Origin of the sequence: Streptomyces sp. ME19-01-6 (genome assembly GCF_033793745.1) — a bacterium.
GTDB lineage: Bacteria > Actinomycetota > Actinomycetes > Streptomycetales > Streptomycetaceae > Streptomyces.
This window is the reverse complement of sequence record NZ_JARAXF010000006.1, coordinates 35,469-53,591: the sequence shown is the minus strand read 5'-3', so window position 1 is coordinate 53,591 and position 18,123 is coordinate 35,469. Positions and strand designations below refer to the sequence as shown.

Sequence of the window (18,123 nt, the reverse complement as noted above, 5' to 3'; positions counted from 1 at the left end):
TCAGGGCAACATCATGCCTGGCCATGCGCGATCAGGGCCGTGTGAGGCAACACCAGCACGCCATCGGGACCGGCGAACTCCGCGCACAGCAGATCGAAGTGCTCTTTGATCTCCGCGATAACCGCCGGAGCCTGGCTCGTCACAATCTGCCCGACCGTCGCCACTCCGGCGGCCGGTCCGCTCCACCACTCTTCGCGAGTCGTCCGATGGTCCCAGACCAGGGTGTCGCAGACACCATTGAGTAGTCCGGCCTCGCCCAGCAATGCGGCAAAGCCCTGCTCAGTGCGCGGGAAGTCATCTTCGTTGGCAAGGGTCGGCAAGTGAGCGGGACGGGCGACACCCGCTGCCTGGACAGCCCTGCCGAGCAGCGCTTGCCCGGGGGCCGGGGGGACTGCCCAGATGGTGACCGCTATGCGACCACCAGGACGCGTCACCCGGCGGAGCTCCTTCAGAGCTTCACGAGGTTGTCCGACATGGTTGAGAACGAAGTTGCCGATCACGGCGTCAAACTCGTCGTCGGCGAACGGAAGACGGGGCAAAGAGGCAAGTCGCACATCGGCTTCCGGGACCGCCTGCGCGGCTCGGGCAACCATGCCCGGCTCAGCGTCCACCGCCGTGACCTTCGCTCCCCGCTCGCAAGCAGCTGCGGCGGCAGTGCCGGTGCCCGTCCCCACATCGAGGACTCGCGCTCCCTCTCGAACCTCGGCGGCACGGAGGAGGTCGGGTACTGGATACGCGCAGAGTTTGGCGAAACCCGCGGCATAGGCATCAGCCTGTCCTGCCCACGCCCGCCGCTCGGACTCATCAAACGCCGTCTGCGCCATCCGTTCCCTCCCGGGGAGAACCACCATTGCGTCAATGCCGTAGCAGGCCCCGACACTAACGCAAACCCGATCAACGGGGCCAGAAGGTCAATAACACCCCATCCAAGATCCCCGGCAGCGTCACCTACTGGCTCGGGCAGGTGACTCAGACCGCGCCCACCGTCAGCGTCCGTCCGTGGGCGTCGCCCTCCACCGCGTCCGCGTAGGCGCGGGCGACATCCGCCGCCGGGGTGCCGAGGGACGGGTCCATGCCCAGGGTGACGAGGGTTTCGCGGACCCAGCCGGGGCTGACCGCGTTGAGGCGGATGCCGCGTGGCAGCTCCGTGGCGGCGGCGCACACGAACGCCTCCAGACCCGCGTTGACCAGGTAGCCGAGCGAGCTGCCGGGGATGGGCTCGGTGAAGCGTCCGCTGGTGAGGGTGACGGAGCCGCCGTCCCGTAGGCGGGTGAGCGCCCGCCGTACGAGGTTCACCTGCCCGATCAGCTTTCCGTCGAGCCCGCTCCAGAACCGCTCGTCCGACGGGGTGTCCAGCGGGGTGAGGCCCCCGCTCGCGGCGCAGCACACCACCGCGTCCAGGTCACCGTCCCCGACGCCCGCGAACAGGGCGTCGAGCGACGCGGGGTCCGCCACATCCACCCGTACCGGGCCACGGCGTGACGCACGTACCACCTCGTGGCGCTCGGCCAACGTGTCGGCGACCGCGCCGCCGATGGTGCCCGTCGCGCCGACCACAAGAATCTTCACTGGCTGTCCTGTCCGTTCCGCTCGGGCTTGCTTCTCCCGGAGCCAGGCTGCGACGGGCGGCGAGCCGTACCCAGCCCTCTGCCGGAGATACACCCGCGGTGACTACACCTGGCAGGTGCAGGCAGCGCGGGCGCGCCTCCGCGAGACTGGGGCGCATGGACACGCGTGAGGAGCTGGGAGAGTTCCTGCGGTCGCGGCGGGCGCGGCTGCGGCCCGAGGACGCGGGGCTTGCTTCGTACGGGGGGCGCCGCCGGGTGCCCGGGCTGCGGCGGGAGGAGCTGGCGCAGCTCGCCGGGGTGAGCGCCGGCTACTACACCCGGCTCGAACAGGGGCAGAGCCCCAACGCCTCGGACGCCGTGCTGGACGCCGTCGCCCGTGTGCTGCGGCTGGACGAGGCCGAGCGGGCCCACCTGTACTCGCTGGCCCGGCCGAAGCGGGGGGTCCGCCGCCGGGCGGCCAGGCCGGAGCAGGTGCGGCCGGGGGTGCGGGTCATGATCGAGTCGTTCGGGGAGGTGCCCGCGCTGGTCATGGGGCGCTTCTGCGATGTCCTCGCGTGGAACCGGATGGCCCACGCCCTGATGGCCGGACACCTCGACTTCGATTCGCCGGACCGCCCGGCCGAGCGCCCCAACATCGCCCGCCTGCTCTTCCTCGACCCCCACACGCGCGAGCTGTACGCCGACTGGATCCGCAAGGCCCGGTCCACCGTCGCCGACCTGCGGGTGATCGCCGGTCGGTACCCGGGCGACCCCGCACTGACCGGCCTGATCGGGGAACTTACCGTGGGCAGCGCGGAGTTCGCCACGCTGTGGGCCGCGCATACGGTGGGCGACTGCGGCATCGCCACCCGCACCTACCGCCACCCCGTGGTGGGCACGATGACGCTCATGTGCGAGTTGCTGGCGCTCCCGGAGGACGAGGGGCAGCGGGTGGCCGTGATGAACGCCGAGCCGGGCTCACCGTCCGCGGAGGCCCTACGGCTCCTCGCCGACCTGACCGCCGTGTCCCCGGACACGTTCTCGACAGGCCCCCGCAACAACCGCCTGCCAGAATCGGGCGGCGTCGGTGTACGGCAGAGCACACCGCGGACGACGGAGGAGCGACCGTGCCGCTGACCTCGGAACCACTGCGCAAGCTGGGCTTCCTGACCATCGGCCTGTTCGACGGGGCCGACCCCCGCCGGGGCCACGAGTCGACCCTCGAGATCATCGAACTCGGCGAGCGACTGGGCTTCGACAGCGCCTGGGTGCGCCACCGCCATCTCCAGTACGGCATCTCCTCCCCCGTCGCCGTCCTGGCCGCGGCCTCGCAGCGCACCAGCCGCATCGAGCTGGGCACGGCGGTCATCCCCCTGGGCTGGGAGAATCCGCTACGGCTCGCCGAGGACCTGGCGACGGTCGACATCCTGTCCGGGGGCCGCCTCAACCCGGGGATCAGCGTCGGCCCGCCGATGCACTACGACCAGGTCAAAGACGCGCTCTACCCCGACACCGCCGACGCCGAGGACTTCAGCTTCGAGCGCGTACGCCGGCTGCTGGACTTCGTGCGCGGCGAACCGGCCACCGACTTCAGCGGCACGGAGGGGTTCGAGACCTTCGCCGACCGCGTCCAGCCCCACTCCCTGGGCCTGGGCCGCCGCTTGTGGTACGGCGGCGGCAGCCTGCGGTCGGCTCAGTGGGCCGGTGAGCACGGGATGAACTTCCTGACCAGCAGCGTCGTCAAGGCGGAGGAGGCGCAGGAGTCGGAGGATTTCGCCGAGATCCAGCTCTCGCATGTCCGGACCTTCCGCGCCCACCACCCCGACGGCGACCGCGCCCGCGTCTCCCAGGGGCTGGTCGTCATCCCCACCGACTCCGCCACGCCCGAGCAGCGGGCGAAGTACGAGGCGTACGCCCGCAAGCGGACGCCTCGTACGGCCACGCCGCAGGGCCCGGCCCGCCTGATGTTCGCGCCGGACCTGGTCGGAACCTCGGGGGAGATCGCCGAACGGCTCCACGCCCACGCCGCTTTCCGGGAGATCGACGAGGTGGCGTTCGCGCTGCCGTTCACCTTCGAGCACGAGGACTACGTCCAGATCCTCACCGACATCGCCACCGAACTGGGCCCGGCGCTGGGCTGGCGACCGGCCGCCTAGCCACTCGCCGCCGACGGCTACTCGATGAGCGCGAAGGCTTCGACCTCCAGGACCAGCTCGGGGCGGAACAGCGCCGCGACCTGGACGGCCGTGCTGGCGGGCGGGCGCGTCATGTCCACGTACTCGTCGCGTACGGACCGGACCGCGGGCAGGTGGGCCACGTCGGTGACGTAGTACGTGAGCTTGATGACATCGTCGAAGGTCGCGCCCGCGGCCGCCAGACAGCGGCGCAGGTTCTCGAAGACCTGCCGGGCCTGTGCGGCGGGATCGCCCACGCCGACGAGCTCGCCCCGGGCGTCGAGCGCGATCTGCCCGGACACCGCGACCATACGGCCGGAACCCATGACGACGTTGGTGTAGCCGTTCCCTGGGGCGACGCCCTCCGGAGCCGGTATGTGCGTGAGCCGCTTCTTGTTCATAGCGGCATCCTCACCCCTGGGTGCCCGTCCCACTATCGCTTTTCGCGCGGCGGGCGTGCAGCGCCTCGGGGAAGAGGGTCCAGCCGTCGATCTCCTGTCCCTTGACCGCGCCGGGGTCCCAGCCCTGGGCGAGGGCCGCGTCGAGGAAGGCGCGGACCACGCCCGGCTCGTGGAGGTTCAGCCAGCCGCGGTCGGGGGCGCCGACCGTGCTCATGGGGCCGATGGCCGGGGGCTGGAGGAAGGCGAGCAGCAGGCGGCCGCGGCTGCCTTCCCGGCGGAGCGACAGGGTCTCCCGGCAGGTCGAGTAGTCCGGCTGCTTGCCGCCCTCGTGGAGGTGGCCCACCGACCACAGGTAGGTGTCGTCGCCGACGACGAGCCGCCGGGTGCTGCGGGAACGGGCCATGCGGGTCACCGTACGCGCTCCGTGCTGTTCGCCACGAACCTCCGTCAGGACTTGCGTCCGGGCCGGGCGGGCGTGTTGGGATGGAGTGATGCGATCCCCCGCACGCATGTTTTCACCGCTGCCCCGCCAATCCCCATCACAATCCCAGTCCCAATCCCGATCCCCATCCCCATCCCCCCAAAGCGTCGACCCCGATCCGGAGCACCCGGAGCCGGAGCAAGAGGTTCGCCGGGGGCCCGCCCGCGTACCGCGCACCACCAAGGTGGTCATCGGGCTTCTGCTGGGCGCCTCGCTGCTGGTGCTCGTGGACCGCTGCGCCGTGCTGTACGCCGAGAAGCGGGCGGAGCAGACGCTGCAGCACAAGCTCGGCCTTGCGGCGGCGCCCGAGGTGGACATCCACGGGTTTCCGTTCCTCACCCAGCTGCTGGGCAAGCACCTGGACGGGGTGGACGTCACCATCCCCGACGTGGCGGCCGGCCGGGTGACGCTCGCCGAGGTACGGGCCGAGGCCACGGACATCCGCCTGGTCGGGGACCTGCCGCTGCCCGTCGACGGGGCCAGGGCGGCCCAGGTGGACGGGGACGTACTGCTGGCCTTCGACGACCTGAACCGCGAACTGGGCGGCGGCTCGCAGGTGAAGTTCCGGGTGCTCGACCACCAGTCGGTGCGGGCGGAGGGCGAGTTGCCGGTGGCCGGGCGGCAGGTGCACATCCACGCCCTGGCGCGCATCCGGCGGGACGGCGACCGCGGGGTCGCCACCAGCGTCAGCGACATGCGGCTCGACGTCCCCGGTATCGCCACCTACCGGCCCGGGCGGCCCGCCCGGCTGAGGCTGCACCCGGAGGCCGCGGAACGGATCAGCCGCGACAAGAAGAAGACGCGGGCGCTGCTCGCGGTGCCATCAGTGGCGCGGCAGCTCGGCGTCACGCCCGGGGCCGCGGAACAGGCGCTGCGGGACGACGAGCGGCTGAGCCGGATCACCGGGCGGCCGGGCTTCACGGACCGGCTGAAGCGGGCCAACCTCGTGGACCTGGTCGCCGACCGCCCCGAGACGCTGGAGGCGGTCGGCGTCGACCCGGTGCTGGCCCGGGCCCTGGTGAGGCTGCGGGCCCAGGATCTGTCGGAGCGGGTCGCGTTCTCCTTCCAGCTACCGAAGCAGGCCAAGGGCCTGCGGCTGCGGAACGTCACCGTCGAGCGCGAGGGCATCCGGGCCGACCTCACGGGCTCCGGGCTTGCCGTGGGCGACGCCCGCAAGACAGCTCGATGAGGATTCTCAAACAGCGCATGAGGGAACCTCATTGTTTCCTTAACCAGGCCTCACCGAATTCGGCTTTCCGTCGCCGAATTCCTCGGTAGTGTCTTTCTTGCTGCACCGGACAGGCGCATCGAAAGCAGACGAAAGAAGGGTCCGAAGAAGCCCCCGCGCCGTCCGATCGAGCACTGAGCGCAGACTGGGCCGACCTGAGACAGGTCACGGAAGGGGGCCGGTGGCACACGCCACCGGCCCCCTTCGGCATGCCCGCAATGCCTTTGAACGGGTCTGGGCAAACACACAGGCTCCTCTGACCTCACTCACGGAAACCCCTCCTAATGTTTTCCGTGTCGAAGCCGAACGGCGAGACAACGGAAAAGAAAAACCGAAAGGAAATCCCAATGAGCATCCGCAAGGTCGTTCCGGTCAAGCCCGCCCGCAAGCCCGAGGAGAAGAAGAACCAGCACCCGAAGCCGGCGCACAAGAAGTGCAAGAAGCACCAGCGCCGTCGCCCCATCGGTGGCTGACCCACATACCGGAGGCGGGCCCGCGGCACTGTGCCACGGGCCCGCCTCGGCCATGTCCGGGCCCGGGCACGGCCCCAGCAGCCGGCCGCCGACGCCAGGAGCGGGAGAGACAGGAACCGTGACCTCGACAGTGCCCCCAGTCCCCCCGACGCCCCCCGCGCCCACAGCACGCACTGCGCCCACGGCGCTCAGCCACGGCGACCCGCCGACGATGCGGCTGCGGGTGATCGGAGCCGAGCCCGGCCGCGGGCGCCACCGGCGCCCCGGGCGGCCCCGCCCGTACGGCCGCCACCAGCCCCCGAGCACCCAGCGACAGCCCGACGACTGCGCCGGCTACGAGGCCCCGCGCCCGGACCCGTACGAGGGCGACGAGAACGAGGCCGAGCCGACCGCCCCGCAGCTGCCCGCGCGCGCGGCCTTCCGCCGCTTCTGGCCGCTGACCCGGGGCGACCGCCGCCGGCTGGTGCTGATCTGCGTCTGTGTGGTCGCCGCCGCGCTCGCCGAGACGGCCGCGATCCTGCTGTTCTCCAACCTGACGGACCACGCCCTGCAGCAGGGCTCGCTCAGCGCGTTCTGGTCCCCCGCCGGGCAGTGGTTCGCCGTCGCGGTCCTCGGCGCGGCCGTCGGGTACACCGGCAACTCGCTCGCGGTGTGGACCGCCGAACGCTTCGTACTGCGCCTGCGCGCCCGCGTCTTCGGCCATGTCCAGGACCTGCCGCCGCACTTCTTCCAGCGCCACCGCCAGGGCGACCTGGTCGAGCGCCTCACCGGGGATGTCGAGGCCATCGAGCAGATGGTGGTCTCCGGGGTCGTGGGCACCGTGTCCGCGCTGTTCAGCACGGTCTTCTTCGCCACCGCCGCCTTCTGGCTGCGCTGGGACCTGGCGCTGGCCACCTTCGTGCTGGCGCCGCTGTTCTGGCTGGCCGCCCGGCGCTTCTCCGGCCGGATCAAGACCGTCGCGCGGGAGGAGCGCGTCGCCGACGGCGCGATCACCTCGGTGGTCGAGGAGTCGCTGGGCAACATCGTGCTCACCCAGGCCTACAACCGGAAGGCCGCCGAGGAGAAGCGGCTGCGCCGGGAGGCGCACGCCTGGATGCGCGCGTCGGTGGCCGGGGCGCGGATGAGTGAGCTGTACGAGCAGCTGGTCGAGGTCATCGAGACGCTGTGCGTCCTCGCCGTCATCGGGCTCGGCGCCTGGGAGATCTCCCAGGACCGGATGACCATCGGCCAGCTCCTGGCCTTCGCCGCCTTCCTCGGCTACCTCTACCCGCCGATCCGCAACCTCGGGCAGCTCGGCCTCACCCTCACCGCCGCGACCGCGGGCGCCGAGCGCCTGCTGGACATCCTCGACGCCGAGCCCGCCGTGGCCGACCCGCCGCCGGGAGCGGCCGTCGCGCCCTGGCGGGTGCACGGCACGGTGGAGTTCGACCGGGTGGGCTTCCGCTACCCGGGCGCCCACAAGCGCACCCTGGCCCAGGTCGCGCTCACGGCCGAGCCCGGGGAGTTCGTGCTGATCACCGGCGCGAGCGGGGCGGGCAAGTCGACCGTCTCGAAGCTGCTGCTGCGCTTCTACGACCCCGCCGAGGGCTCCGTACGGCTGGACGGGGTGCCGCTGCACGCCATGCCGCTGTCCTTCCTGCGCGAGAACGTCACGCTCCTGCCGCAGGAGACGCTCATCCTGCACGACACCATCCGCGAGAACATCGCCTGCGGCCGACCGGGGGCCACGGACCACGAGATCGTCCAGGCGGCCCGGGACGCGGCGGCCCACGACTTCATCACCGCCCTTCCCGAGGGCTACGACACCCCGATCGACCCGCGCACCGCGCAGCTGTCCGGCGGGCAGCTGCAGCGCGTGGCGATCGCCCGCGCGATGCTGCGGAACGCGCCCGTCCTGGTCCTGGACGAGCCCACCACCGGGCTTGACGCGCTCTCGGCGCGACGGGTGGTCAGGCCGCTGAGGCGGCTGATGTCCGGCCGTACGACGCTCATGATCACGCACGATCTGAACCTGGCGCCGGACGCCGACCGGATCCTCGTCCTCGACCACGGGCGGGTGGTGGAGACCGGCACGCACCGGGAACTGCTCGCCCTGGGCGGCGCGTACGCGCGGCTGCACGGCTCGCAGAACGAGACGGAACTCACGGGGAGTTGAGCCGGGTCCAGTCGCCCGCCAGGGCGCGCAGGACATAGCCCACTCCGCGCACCGTGTGCAGCAGCCGTGGCTCACCGCGCGCCTCCGTCTTCCGCCGCAGATACATCACGTAGACGTCCAGCGTGTTGGACGTGGGCTCGAAGGCGAATCCCCACACATCGCGCAGGATCGCCGCCCGGGTGAGCACCTGACGGGGGCGGGAGAGAAACAGCTTCAGCAGCGCGTACTCGGTCTTGGTGAGGTCCAGCCGCCGTCCGGCGCGGGTGACCTGGCGGGTGCGCGGGTCCAGCGTCACGTCCTCGAAGGACAGCCGGGCGGCCGGCTCCGGCCGAGTGGGAGTCGGCCGGGGGGCGGGCTGCCGGGGGGCGGGCTGCAAAGGGGCGGTCCGGCGCACCAGGGCGCGTACCCGGGCCAGGAGTTCCTCGCCCGCGAAGGGTTTCGTCAGATAGTCGTCGGCGCCGTTGTCGAGGCCGACGATCCGGTCGCCGACCGAGTCCCGCGCGGTGATCATCATGATCGGTACGGTGTCGCCGCCGGCCCTGATGCGGCGGGCGACCGCCAGCCCGTCCAGGCCGGGCATCATCACATCGAGCAGCACCAGGTCGACCGGCCCCTGTTCGAGACGGGCCGGGTGTTCGAGACGGGCCAGCGCCTCCAGGCCGTCCTGGGCCGTGTCGACCTCGTACCCCTCGAACCTCAGGGTTCTGCTGAGTGCGTCGCGCACCGCGGGATCGTCGTCCACGACCAGAATCCGGGCAGTCCGGGCTGTCTCATGCATGGGCTCCAGCCAAGCGCCCGAGCCTGTGCGCACGCTGAGTCAGACGTGTACTGCGGCTGAGAGGTCAGCCGCAGTACACGCTGCCGGAGGTCAGTCGAGCTCAGTCGAGCTCCGGCGGCGGCGTGGGCGCGCCCGGGAGCCGGATCCAGGCCAGCGTCCCGCCGTGCGGCGCGGGCTCAAGCCCCACCTGGCCGCCGGACTGCTGGACCGTGCGGGCCACGATGGACAGGCCGAGGCCGGAGCCGGGCAGGGCGCGGGCGGACGGCGAGCGCCAGAACCGTTCGAAGACATGCGGCAGTTCGTCGTCAGGGATGCCGGGGCCATGGTCGCGCACCGTGAATTGGCCGTCTTTGAGCACGACCTCGACCACACCACCCGAAGGACTGAACTTCACGGCGTTGTCGAGCAGATTGACCAGCGTCCGCTCCAGCGCAGCCGCCTCCCCCCGTACGTACCAGGGCCCCAACGAGGCGTCGATGGCGAGGTCGGCGCCGCGCAGCCGCGCCCGTTGCAGCGCGGCCGCCGCCACCTCGTGCAGCGCGACCACCTGCAGCGGCCCGGTGCCGGGCAGCGCGTCCGGCCGGGACAGCTCCTGGAGGTCGCCGATGAGCGCCGCCAGCTCGGTCATCTGCGCCTTGACGCTGGCCATCAGCGCCTTGCGGTCGGCGGGCGGCAGCGGCCGGCCGGTGTCCTCGCTGCGTGCGAGCAGCTCGATGTTGGTGCGCAGCGAGGTGAGCGGCGTACGCAGCTCATGGCCGGCGTCGGCGATCAGCTGCTGCTGCCGTTCGCGGGAGGAGGCGAGGGCGGCCGTCATGGAGTTGAAGGAGCGGGACAGCCGGGCGATCTCGTCGTCGCCCTCGGCGGGGATGCGTACGGCCAGGTCCTCCGTGCGGGCCACGTGCTCGACCGCCTCGGTCAGCCGGTCCACGGGCTTGAGCCCGGTCCTGGCGATCCACAGGCCGGCGGCCCCGGCGCCGACGACGCCGCAGCCCGCGACGAGGAGCATGACCAGCGCCAGGGTGTTGAGGGGACCGGTCACCTCGTCGAGGGGGCGGGAGACGGACACGGTCAGCAGGCCGGGGCCGTTGTCCACCCGGACCGGCATCTGCTGGGTGTAGACACGGACGGCCTCGCCGGTCGTGGTCGTGCCGTCGTGCGTGACCTCCCGCAGCCGGCCGCCCGCGACGGCGATGTCCTGGTCCGTCACCTTCACCGCCTTCGAGCCGATGACGCACCGCTGACCGTCCTGGCTGACGAACTGCACCCAGGCCGCGCCGGGCCCCATGTGGTCGTCGGTCTGCGGCTTGGTCGAACAGGGCAGGCCGACCAGGCGCTGGATGCGGTCCGGGGACGCGCTGTCGCGCAGCTTCTGGTCCAGCGCGCTGGTCAGCTCCTGACGGGTGAGGAACCAGCATGCGAAGGCCGCCGCCGCGACCGCGACCGCCACCGCCACCGCGGTCAGCAGCGCCAGCCGGGAGCGGAGCGGCAGCCTGCGGAAGCGGTTCGTCACGGCGTGCCGCCCTCGGCCGTGCGCAGCACGTAGCCGACGCCGCGCACGGTGTGCACCAGCCGCGGCTCACCGCCGGCCTCGGTCTTGCGGCGCAGGTACATCACGTACACGTCCAGCGAGTTGGACGACGGCTCGAAGTCGAAGCCCCAGACGGCCTTGAGTATCTGTTCGCGGGTGAGGACCTGGCGCGGGTGGGCGAGGAACATCTCCAGCAGCGTGAACTCGGTGCGGGTCAGCTCGACCCGGCGCCCGCCCCGCGTCACCTCGCGCGTGGCCAGGTTCATGCGCAGATCGCCGAAGGTCAGCTCGTCGCCGCCGGCGTCCGGGACGGCGCCCGCGGTGGCCGCGTACGAGCTGCGGCGCAGCAGGGCGCGGATCCGGGCCAGCAGCTCGTCCAGCTCGAACGGCTTGACGAGGTAGTCGTCGGCGCCCGCGTCGAGCCCGGTGACCCGGTCGCCGACCGTGTCGCGCGCGGTGAGCATCAGGATGGGCACGGTCACGCCGGTGGCGCGCAGCCGCCGGGCGGCGGTCAGCCCGTCCATGCGGGGCATCAGCACATCGAGCACGATCAGCTCAGGGTCGTACGCCCCGACCTTCTCCAGCGCGTCGAGCCCGTCCAGGGCCATCTCGGTCGCATAGCCCTCAAAGGCGAGGCTGCGCTGCAGCGCCTCGCGGACGGCCGGCTCGTCGTCGACGATCAGGATGCGGGCGGGCTGGTCGCCGTGCTCGGCGGGGCTCATGGATCGGGTTCCTCACTCAAAGTCGACGAAACGCGCCGACGGAAGGCGGCAACGGCAAGGCGGTGGATCCGCTTCCTGCAGCCTCGCACGGGCAAACCGGCACGGGCCTGATGATCCCAGACGGCGGGCAACGGTCAGCTGTTCCTGGTGCGGGCCGGTCAGCTGTCACCAGTCAGCTGTTGCTGGTGCCGCTGCTGTCGCTGCCGCCGTTGCGCAAGTTGTCGAGGTCGGCCTTGACGGTGTTGATGGGGATGGAGAAGCCCAGGCCGATGCTGCCCGCGCTGCTGGAGCCCTGGTCCGAGGCGGACGAGTACATCGCGGAGTTGATCCCGATGATCTGGCCCTTCATGTTGATGAGCGCGCCGCCGGAGTTGCCGGGGTTGAGCGAGGCGTCGGTCTGGATGGCCTTGTAGGTGGTGCTCGAGGAGCCGACGTCGCCGTTGTACCGGCCGCCGCCGAACTCGAACGGCCACTGCTCGCCGCCGCCCGGCCCCTGCTGCCCCTGGCTCTCGTCCGTCGAGACGGTCACATCGCGGTCGAGCGCGGAGACGATGCCGCTGGTGACGGTGCCGGTCAGCCCTTCGGGCGAGCCGATGGCCACGACCTGGTCGCCGACCTGGACCCCGCTGGAGTCGCCGAGCGTGGCGGCCTTGAGCCCGCTCGCGTCCGAGACCTTGATCAGGGCGAGGTCCTTGTTCTTGTCCGTGCCGACCACGGTCGCGCTCTTCTTGCTGCCGTCGCTGAAGGTGACCTTGATGGTGTCGGCGCCGGAGATGACGTGGTTGTTGGTGATGATCTCGCCGCCGCTGGTGATAATCACGCCGGAGCCGGTGGACTGGCCGCTGCCGGAGGTGGCGCTGATCTCCACGATGCTCGGGCTGACCGCCGTCGCGACGGCGCTGACCCCGCCGACCTTGCTGGAGGTGGCGTTGACGACGGTGGTCGTGGTGGAGCTGTCCGACTTCTGTGCCGCGTTCGTGACCAGCGCCGCCGCCCCGCCGCCCACGAGCGCCGAGACCGCCGCCACCGCCGCGATCAGCAGGGAGGACCTGGGAACACGCCGCTTGCGGCGACCGCCGCCGGGCTGCGGAACGGCCGCCGGGTCGCCCGCGGGATCACCCGCGCCCCCGTCCGCGCCGCCGCTCCCGGGCCACACGGTGACCCCCGAGGGGGTGGTGACGGGTTCCTGGGGCGCGTGCGCGGGCGGCGCCGGATAGGGCGCGGGATAGGCGGACCAGGCGCCGTACGGGTGCTGCTGGGGCTCATGATCGCCGCTGCGGGGCGTGTTCTCCGTCATGTCTACGACTGTGCTCAGCGAGTATGAGAACTTTCTGAGTGCTCGCTGAGAAGCCCGACAGAAGTCGGTATGCCCGAGATAAGGGCGCAGGGCGAGGGACGGCGCCGCACCTCAGCCGCGCCTCACACGCAGCCGCAGGACCGCCGCACCACCAGCGCCGACGGGAACTGCCGCACCCGCTCCCGCCGCGACGACGCGGGCCGCACCGCGTCGTCCAGCACCAGGTCGACCGCCGCGCGCGCCATCGCGGGCCGGTCGGAGGCGACCGTCGTCAGCGGCGGGTCGGTGAGCGCCGCCTCCTTCACGTCGTCGAAGCCGGCGACCGCCAGCTCCCCGGGCACATCGATGCGCAGCTCGCGCGCCGCCCGCAGCACGCCGATGGCCTGGTCGTCCGTCGCACAGAAGATGGCCGGCGGCCGGTCGGGGCCGGCCAGCAGCCCCAGGGCGACCTTGTAGGCGTCGTACCGGTTGTACGGGGCCTGGAAGAGCCGCCCCTCCGTGGACCTCCCGGCTTCCGTCATCGCCCGGCGCCAGCCCTCGACGTGGTCGGTGACCGGGTCGCCGACGGTCGGGGTGATCTCCATGCCGCCGATGCACGCCACGTACGCGTACCCGTGCTCCAGCAGGTGCCGCACGGCCAGCTGCGCGCCGCCGACGTCGTCCAGGACCACCGCCACGTCGTCGATCGCCTCGGGGCGCTCGTGCAGCAGCACGACGCGGGCGTCCCAGGCCTCGATCTCGGCGGCGGCGTTCTCGCTCAGACCCTGGCTGATGAGGATCAGCCCGGACACCCGCATGCCCAGGAAGGCGCGCAGATAGTGCACCTCGCGCTCATCGAGGTAGTCGGAGTTGCCGACCAGCACCATCTTTCCGCGCTCGGAGGCGGCCTGCTCGACGGCGTGCGCCATCTCGCCGAAGAACGGCTGGCGCGCGTCCGGCACGATCAGCCCTATGAGGTCGGTACGCCGGCTGGCCATCGCCTGCGCGACCCGGTCCGGCCGGTAGCCGAGCTCCTTGATCGCGGCGAGTACCCGCTCGCGCGTGGCCGGGGCGACCGGCCTTGGTCCGTTATTGATGACGTAGCTGACAACCGCCGTGGAAGTTCCCGCCAGCCTTGCCACATCATCCCGCGTCACCTTGGCCACGCGCGGAAGTCTACGCGGGTCCAGCTAAGTGTTGGCCGGGCGTGCGGCCCCGGCTTTCACGTTCTCCGCGCGCGACGCCCCGTCGGCCGGAGCCTCGTCGCGCCCCGCCCTCGCGCCGCCCGACCTGAGCTTGGCGTCTTCGGTGCCGCGATCGCCCTTCTCGGGGGAGACGAAACGGTAGCCCACATTCCGCACGGTGCCGATCAAGGACTCGTGTTCCGGGCCGAGTTTGGCCCGCAGCCGCCGCACGTGCACATCGACCGTGCGGGTGCCGCCGAAGTAGTCGTAGCCCCAGACCTCCTGCAGCAGCTGCGCCCGGGTGAACACCCGGCCGGGGTGCTGCGCCAGGTACTTGAGAAGCTCGAACTCCTTGAATGTGAGATCCAGCACACGGCCCTTGAGCTTCGCGCTGTATGTGGCCTCGTCGACCGACAGGTCGCCGTTGCGGATCTCCATCGGGCTGTCGTCGGTCGTGATCTGCTGGCGGCCCATCGCCAGCCGCAGCCGGGCCTCGACCTCGGCCGGGCCCGCGGTGTCGAGCAGGACGTCGTCGATGCCCCAGTCCGCGGTGACCGCGGCGAGGCCGCCCTCCGTCACCACGAGGACCAGCGGACAGCCCGGACCGGTGGAGCGCAGCAGCTGGCACAGGCTGCGCACCTGGGGCAGATCGCGGCGGCCGTCGATGAGAATCACATCGGCGCCGGGGGTGTCGACCAGGGCCGGCCCCTCGGCCGGGGCCACCCGCACGTTGTGCAGCAGCAGTCCGAGTGCGGGGAGCACCTCCGTCGAAGGCTGCAGCGCGTTGGTCAGCAGGAGGAGGGAGCTCATCGGTGATCACCCGCTCCGGCCGTGGTCCTATGATCGTGCACGCTTCGCTCGCCCATTACGTCGGTTCCTCCTCGGTCCCTGCGAGAGGGGGCACCTCCCAGGCCCGGCCTGGGGGAGTATGCGGCTACTGCTTCGTACCTAGCTTGCGCCCTTGGAGCGCATGTGCGCTCAAACGCGCGGAACGCGCCTGAAAGCACAAAAGGACCCGGGGGCTGCTTTGCCCGGATCCTCTTCCCAGAAGAATAACCCACATGACACGTGGGATTAAGGATGCGTCCGCGCCGACCTCTGTTTCCTTGATCACGGAGCGCGGGCGGCGGACCAGGCTGTGGGCGGACGACGGGGTGGCGATCGAGGCCGCGTACGAACCGTTCCGGCCGTACGAACCGGGGCCGGTCGCGGGGCCGGACCCCGGTCCGGCGATCGTGGTGGCGCACGGCTTCACGGGCGCGCTGGAGCGCCCCGCGCTACGGCGCGCCGCGGCGGCGCTGAGCCGCCACGCGGCCGTGGTCACCTTCTCCTTCCGGGGGCACGGACGCTCCGGCGGGCGCTCCACGGTCGGCGACCGCGAGGTCCTGGACCTGGCCGCCGCGGTGCGGTGGGCACGCCGGCTCGGGCACCGGCGGGTCGCCACGGTCGGGTTCTCGATGGGCGGCTCGGTAGTGCTGCGGCACGCGGCCCTGTACGGGGCGGGGATCCTGGAGGGGGATACGGGCATGGGGGCCCCGAAGGGAAAAACGGGCACGGGCAGAACAGGCACGGGCAAAACAGGTACGGGGGCTCTTGAGGCGAGAGCCGGCGCGGGGGCGCGCGAAGCGGCGCACACCGACGCCGCCGTGGCGGTGAGCGCGGCGGCCCGCTGGTACTACCGGGGAACCGCCCCGATGCGCCGCGTGCACTGGGCGATCACCCGGCCGGCCGGGCGCCTGGTCTCCCGCTACGGGCTGCGCACCCGCATCGACTCCCGCGGCTGGGACCCCGAACCGCTCTCACCGGTCGCCGCCGCGCCGCTGATCGCCCCCACGCCCCTGCTGATCGTCCACGGCGACCGGGACCCCTACTTCCCGCTGGACCACCCGCGGACCCTCGCGGACGCGGCGGACCCGTCGTCCACAGAGCTGTGGATCGAGCCGGGCTTCGGCCACGCGGAGAACGCGGCCGGCGCCGCCCTGCTGGGCCGGATCGCCGCCTGGGCGACGACCCACGTCTGAGACCGGGACGGCTCACTCCGTCTCGGCCACCGGCTCCGCGAACTGCGCCTCGTACAGCCGCGCATAGGCGCCGCCCGCCGCCCGCAGCGCCTCATGCGTGCCCTGCTCCACGATCCGCCCCGCCTCCATCACGAGGATCACGTCCGCGTCGCGGATCGTCGACAGGCGGTGGGCGATCACAAAGCTGGTGCGGCCGGTCCGCAAGGAGGCCATCGCATGCTGGATCAGCACCTCGGTGCGGGTGTCGACCGAGCTCGTCGCCTCGTCCAGGACCAGGATCGCCGGTTCCGCCAGGAACGCCCGGGCGATCGTGATCAGCTGCTTCTCGCCGACGCTGATGTTCGAGCCCTCGTCGTCGATCACCGTGTCGTAGCCGTCCGGCAGGGTCCGTACGAAGCGGTCGACATGCGTGGCCCTGGCCGCCTCCACGATCTTGTCGAAGGACGCGCCCTCCGCCCCGTACGCGATGTTGTCCGCGATCGTCCCGCCGAAGAGCCAGGTGTCCTGGAGCACCATGCCGATGTTGGAGCGCAGCTCCTCCCGGGACATGGCGGCGATGTCCACCCCGTCCAGCGTGATCCGCCCGCCGCTGACCTCGTAGAACCGCATCAGCAGATTGACCAGGGTGGTCTTGCCCGCGCCGGTCGGGCCGACGATGGCCACCGTCTGGCCCGGCCGCACCGCCAGCGACAGGTCCTCGATCAGCGGCTTGTCCGGGTCGTAGCGGAAGGCGACGTCCTCGAACTCGACCCGGCCGCGCACCCGCTCCGGCCGCGCCGGCCGATCCGCGTCCGGCTCCTGCTCCCGGGCGTCCAGCAGTTCGAAGACCCGCTCGGCGGAGGCGATGCCCGACTGCACCAGGTTGGCCATCGAGGCGACCTGGGTGAGCGGCTGGCTGAACTGGCGCGAGTACTGCACGAAGGCCTGGACGTCGCCGATCGACAGCGCCCCGCTCGCCACCCGCAGCCCGCCGACCACGGCGACCAGCACATAGTTGAGGTTGCCGATGAACATCATCGCGGGCTGGATGATCCCGGAGATGAACTGGGCGCGGAAGCCCGCCTCGTACAGCTTCTCGTTCTGCACCTGGAAGAGCTCGGCGGACTCCTTCTGCCGGCCGAAGACCTTCACCAGCGAGTGGCCGGTGTACATCTCCTCGATGTGGGCGTTGAGCTTGCCGGTGGTCTTCCACTGCTGCACGAACTGCGGCTGCGCCCGCTTGCCGACCTTCGTCGCGACCACCACCGAGACCGGCACGGTCACCAGCGCGACCAGCGCCAGCAGCGGCGAGATCCAGAACATCATGGCCAGCACGCCCACGATGGTCAGCAGCGAGGCCATGAGCTGGCTGAGGGTCTGCTGCAGCGTCTGCTGGATGTTGTCGATGTCGTTGGTGGCCCGCGACAGCACCTCGCCGCGCTGCTGCTTGTCGAAGTACGACAGCGGCAGCCGGGCCAGCTTGTGTTCGACGTCCTCGCGCATCCGGAAGACCGCGCGCTGCACCACGACCGTGGCGACGCGCGCCTGGAAGAGGTTGAGCAGCGAGGAGAAGGCGTAGATCACGGTCACCCACATCAGCACGGTCCCGACCGCGCCGAAGTCGATGCCCTGACCGGGGACCACGTCCATGGACGCGACCATGTCGGCCACCGTGCCCTGGCCCTGCTGCCGAAGCCCCTCGACCGCCTCCGCCTTGGTCGCATAGGCGGACAGCCGCCGCCCGATGATGCCCTTGAAGATCAGGTCCGTGGCGTGGCCGAGGATCTTCGGGCCGAGCACCGAAAGACCGACGCTGACCGCGCACAGCGCGAGCACCGCCAGCGCCAGGCCGCGCTCGGGCCGCAGCGTCGCCAGCAGCCGGCGGCTGGAGCCCTTGAAGTCCATGCTGCGCTCGGTCGGCTGGCCGCCCATGAACCGCGCGGGGCCGGCCGCGGGCGCGGGCCCTCGTCGGGGTGGAGCGGTGCTGGGTGCCGGGGCGCTCGATGCCGGGGCGCTCTTCTCGCTCACGCCCCTCCCTCCCGCTCAGTCCCCGCGCGCTCCCACACGCGAGCTTCCCTCGTCACTGCTCGCTCCTCCGTCGCTGCGCGGCTCCTCAGTCCAGCCCCCGCAGCGCACCAAGACACGCACCCCTCCCCCCGCTCAGTCCCGCCGCGCT

General features: G+C 71.6%; 17 protein-coding genes. 6 read left to right on the top strand and 11 right to left on the bottom strand.

Annotated elements, in window-relative coordinates:
- Window positions 1–11: 11 nt before the first annotated feature.
- Both PV419_RS16095 and PV419_RS16090 read right to left on the bottom strand, forming a co-directional pair.
- Entirely contained in the window at window positions 12–824 is an 813-nt protein-coding gene (locus PV419_RS16095) for a class I SAM-dependent methyltransferase (RefSeq protein ID WP_319689196.1), read from the bottom strand.
- A gap of 145 nt (window positions 825–969) precedes the next feature.
- Window positions 970–1,569, bottom strand: coding sequence for a short chain dehydrogenase (locus PV419_RS16090; protein ID WP_319689195.1), 600 nt, complete (start codon window positions 1,567–1,569; stop codon window positions 970–972).
- Between the two features lie 155 nt (window positions 1,570–1,724).
- Here PV419_RS16090 and PV419_RS16085 point away from each other — a divergent pair, with 155 nt between their 5' ends.
- Window positions 1,725–2,684 (top strand): helix-turn-helix transcriptional regulator, encoded by a 960-nt coding sequence (locus PV419_RS16085; protein ID WP_319689193.1) that lies wholly within the window; start codon window positions 1,725–1,727, stop codon window positions 2,682–2,684.
- Window positions 2,675–3,703, top strand: coding sequence for an LLM class flavin-dependent oxidoreductase (locus PV419_RS16080; RefSeq protein ID WP_319689192.1), 1,029 nt, complete (start codon window positions 2,675–2,677; stop codon window positions 3,701–3,703). The genes PV419_RS16085 and PV419_RS16080 overlap by 10 nt, the downstream gene beginning before the upstream one ends.
- Window positions 3,704–3,720: 17 nt before the next feature.
- Here the strand turns inward: PV419_RS16080 and PV419_RS16075 are convergent, their stop codons facing one another.
- On the bottom strand, window positions 3,721–4,122 hold the full coding sequence (locus PV419_RS16075; protein WP_319689191.1) for a RidA family protein: 402 nt from the start codon (window positions 4,120–4,122) through the stop codon (window positions 3,721–3,723).
- 10 nt (window positions 4,123–4,132) lie between these two features.
- Complete coding sequence (locus tag PV419_RS16070) at window positions 4,133–4,525, bottom strand: hypothetical protein (protein WP_319689190.1); 393 nt, start codon at window positions 4,523–4,525, stop codon at window positions 4,133–4,135.
- Window positions 4,526–4,787: 262 nt separating this feature from the next.
- Between PV419_RS16070 and PV419_RS16065 the strand changes: the two genes are divergently transcribed.
- From PV419_RS16065 to PV419_RS16055, 3 genes are all read left to right on the top strand, one after another.
- Complete coding sequence (locus PV419_RS16065) at window positions 4,788–5,792, top strand: DUF2993 domain-containing protein (RefSeq protein ID WP_319689189.1); 1,005 nt, start codon at window positions 4,788–4,790, stop codon at window positions 5,790–5,792.
- Window positions 5,793–6,178: 386 nt separating this feature from the next.
- Window positions 6,179–6,304 (top strand): hypothetical protein, encoded by a 126-nt coding sequence (locus PV419_RS16060; protein ID WP_319689188.1) that lies wholly within the window; start codon window positions 6,179–6,181, stop codon window positions 6,302–6,304.
- A gap of 211 nt (window positions 6,305–6,515) precedes the next feature.
- Entirely contained in the window at window positions 6,516–8,459 is a 1,944-nt protein-coding gene (locus PV419_RS16055) for an ABC transporter ATP-binding protein (protein WP_319689923.1), read from the top strand.
- Here PV419_RS16055 and PV419_RS16050 read toward each other — a convergent pair.
- The 6 genes from PV419_RS16050 to PV419_RS16025 all read right to left on the bottom strand — a co-directional run bounded on the left by PV419_RS16050 (window position 8,446) and on the right by PV419_RS16025 (window position 14,757).
- A complete protein-coding gene (locus PV419_RS16050) occupies window positions 8,446–9,237 on the bottom strand; it encodes a response regulator transcription factor (protein ID WP_319689187.1) in 792 nt (263 codons plus the stop codon). The genes PV419_RS16055 and PV419_RS16050 overlap by 14 nt on opposite strands.
- A 100-nt stretch (window positions 9,238–9,337) precedes the next feature.
- Window positions 9,338–10,747, bottom strand: coding sequence for a HAMP domain-containing sensor histidine kinase (locus PV419_RS16045; RefSeq protein ID WP_319689186.1), 1,410 nt, complete (start codon window positions 10,745–10,747; stop codon window positions 9,338–9,340).
- Window positions 10,744–11,487: a response regulator transcription factor gene (locus PV419_RS16040; RefSeq protein ID WP_319689185.1), complete on the bottom strand. Its 744-nt coding sequence runs from the start codon at window positions 11,485–11,487 to the stop codon at window positions 10,744–10,746. Before PV419_RS16040 ends, PV419_RS16045 begins: the two co-directional genes overlap by 4 nt.
- A 172-nt stretch (window positions 11,488–11,659) precedes the next feature.
- A complete protein-coding gene (locus tag PV419_RS16035; protein ID WP_319689184.1) occupies window positions 11,660–12,784 on the bottom strand; it encodes a S1C family serine protease in 1,125 nt (374 codons plus the stop codon).
- A 122-nt stretch (window positions 12,785–12,906) separates the two neighbouring features.
- Complete coding sequence (locus PV419_RS16030) at window positions 12,907–13,929, bottom strand: LacI family DNA-binding transcriptional regulator (protein ID WP_319689182.1); 1,023 nt, start codon at window positions 13,927–13,929, stop codon at window positions 12,907–12,909.
- 24 nt (window positions 13,930–13,953) lie between these two features.
- Window positions 13,954–14,757, bottom strand: a complete 804-nt coding sequence (locus PV419_RS16025) for a response regulator transcription factor (RefSeq protein ID WP_319689180.1) — start codon at window positions 14,755–14,757, stop codon at window positions 13,954–13,956.
- Between the two features lie 251 nt (window positions 14,758–15,008).
- Here PV419_RS16025 and PV419_RS16020 point away from each other — a divergent pair, with 251 nt between their 5' ends.
- Complete coding sequence (locus PV419_RS16020; protein WP_415925312.1) at window positions 15,009–15,968, top strand: alpha/beta hydrolase family protein; 960 nt, start codon at window positions 15,009–15,011, stop codon at window positions 15,966–15,968.
- Between the two features lie 12 nt (window positions 15,969–15,980).
- Here the strand turns inward: PV419_RS16020 and PV419_RS16015 are convergent, their stop codons facing one another.
- Complete coding sequence (locus tag PV419_RS16015; RefSeq protein WP_319689913.1) at window positions 15,981–17,879, bottom strand: ABC transporter ATP-binding protein; 1,899 nt, start codon at window positions 17,877–17,879, stop codon at window positions 15,981–15,983.
- Window positions 17,880–18,123 lie beyond the last annotated feature (244 nt).

Excerpts from the sequence above, each read along its gene's own strand:
- PV419_RS16095 (WP_319689196.1), bottom strand. The coding sequence starts at position 824 with ATGGCGCAGACGGCGTTTGATGAGTCCGAGCGGCGGGCGTGGGCAGGA.
- PV419_RS16085 (WP_319689193.1), top strand. The coding sequence starts at position 1,725 with ATGGACACGCGTGAGGAGCTGGGAGAGTTCCTGCGGTCGCGGCGGGCG.
- PV419_RS16075 (WP_319689191.1), bottom strand. The coding sequence starts at position 4,122 with ATGAACAAGAAGCGGCTCACGCACATACCGGCTCCGGAGGGCGTCGCC.
- PV419_RS16070 (WP_319689190.1), bottom strand. The coding sequence starts at position 4,525 with ATGGCCCGTTCCCGCAGCACCCGGCGGCTCGTCGTCGGCGACGACACC.
- PV419_RS16060 (WP_319689188.1), top strand. The coding sequence starts at position 6,179 with ATGAGCATCCGCAAGGTCGTTCCGGTCAAGCCCGCCCGCAAGCCCGAG.
- PV419_RS16055 (WP_319689923.1), top strand. The coding sequence starts at position 6,516 with ATGCGGCTGCGGGTGATCGGAGCCGAGCCCGGCCGCGGGCGCCACCGG.
- PV419_RS16050 (WP_319689187.1), bottom strand. The coding sequence starts at position 9,237 with ATGCATGAGACAGCCCGGACTGCCCGGATTCTGGTCGTGGACGACGAT.
- PV419_RS16040 (WP_319689185.1), bottom strand. The coding sequence starts at position 11,487 with ATGAGCCCCGCCGAGCACGGCGACCAGCCCGCCCGCATCCTGATCGTC.
- PV419_RS16035 (WP_319689184.1), bottom strand. The coding sequence starts at position 12,784 with ATGACGGAGAACACGCCCCGCAGCGGCGATCATGAGCCCCAGCAGCAC.
- PV419_RS16025 (WP_319689180.1), bottom strand. The coding sequence starts at position 14,757 with ATGAGCTCCCTCCTCCTGCTGACCAACGCGCTGCAGCCTTCGACGGAG.
- PV419_RS16020 (WP_415925312.1), top strand. The coding sequence starts at position 15,009 with ATGACACGTGGGATTAAGGATGCGTCCGCGCCGACCTCTGTTTCCTTG.
- PV419_RS16015 (WP_319689913.1), bottom strand. The coding sequence starts at position 17,879 with ATGGGCGGCCAGCCGACCGAGCGCAGCATGGACTTCAAGGGCTCCAGC.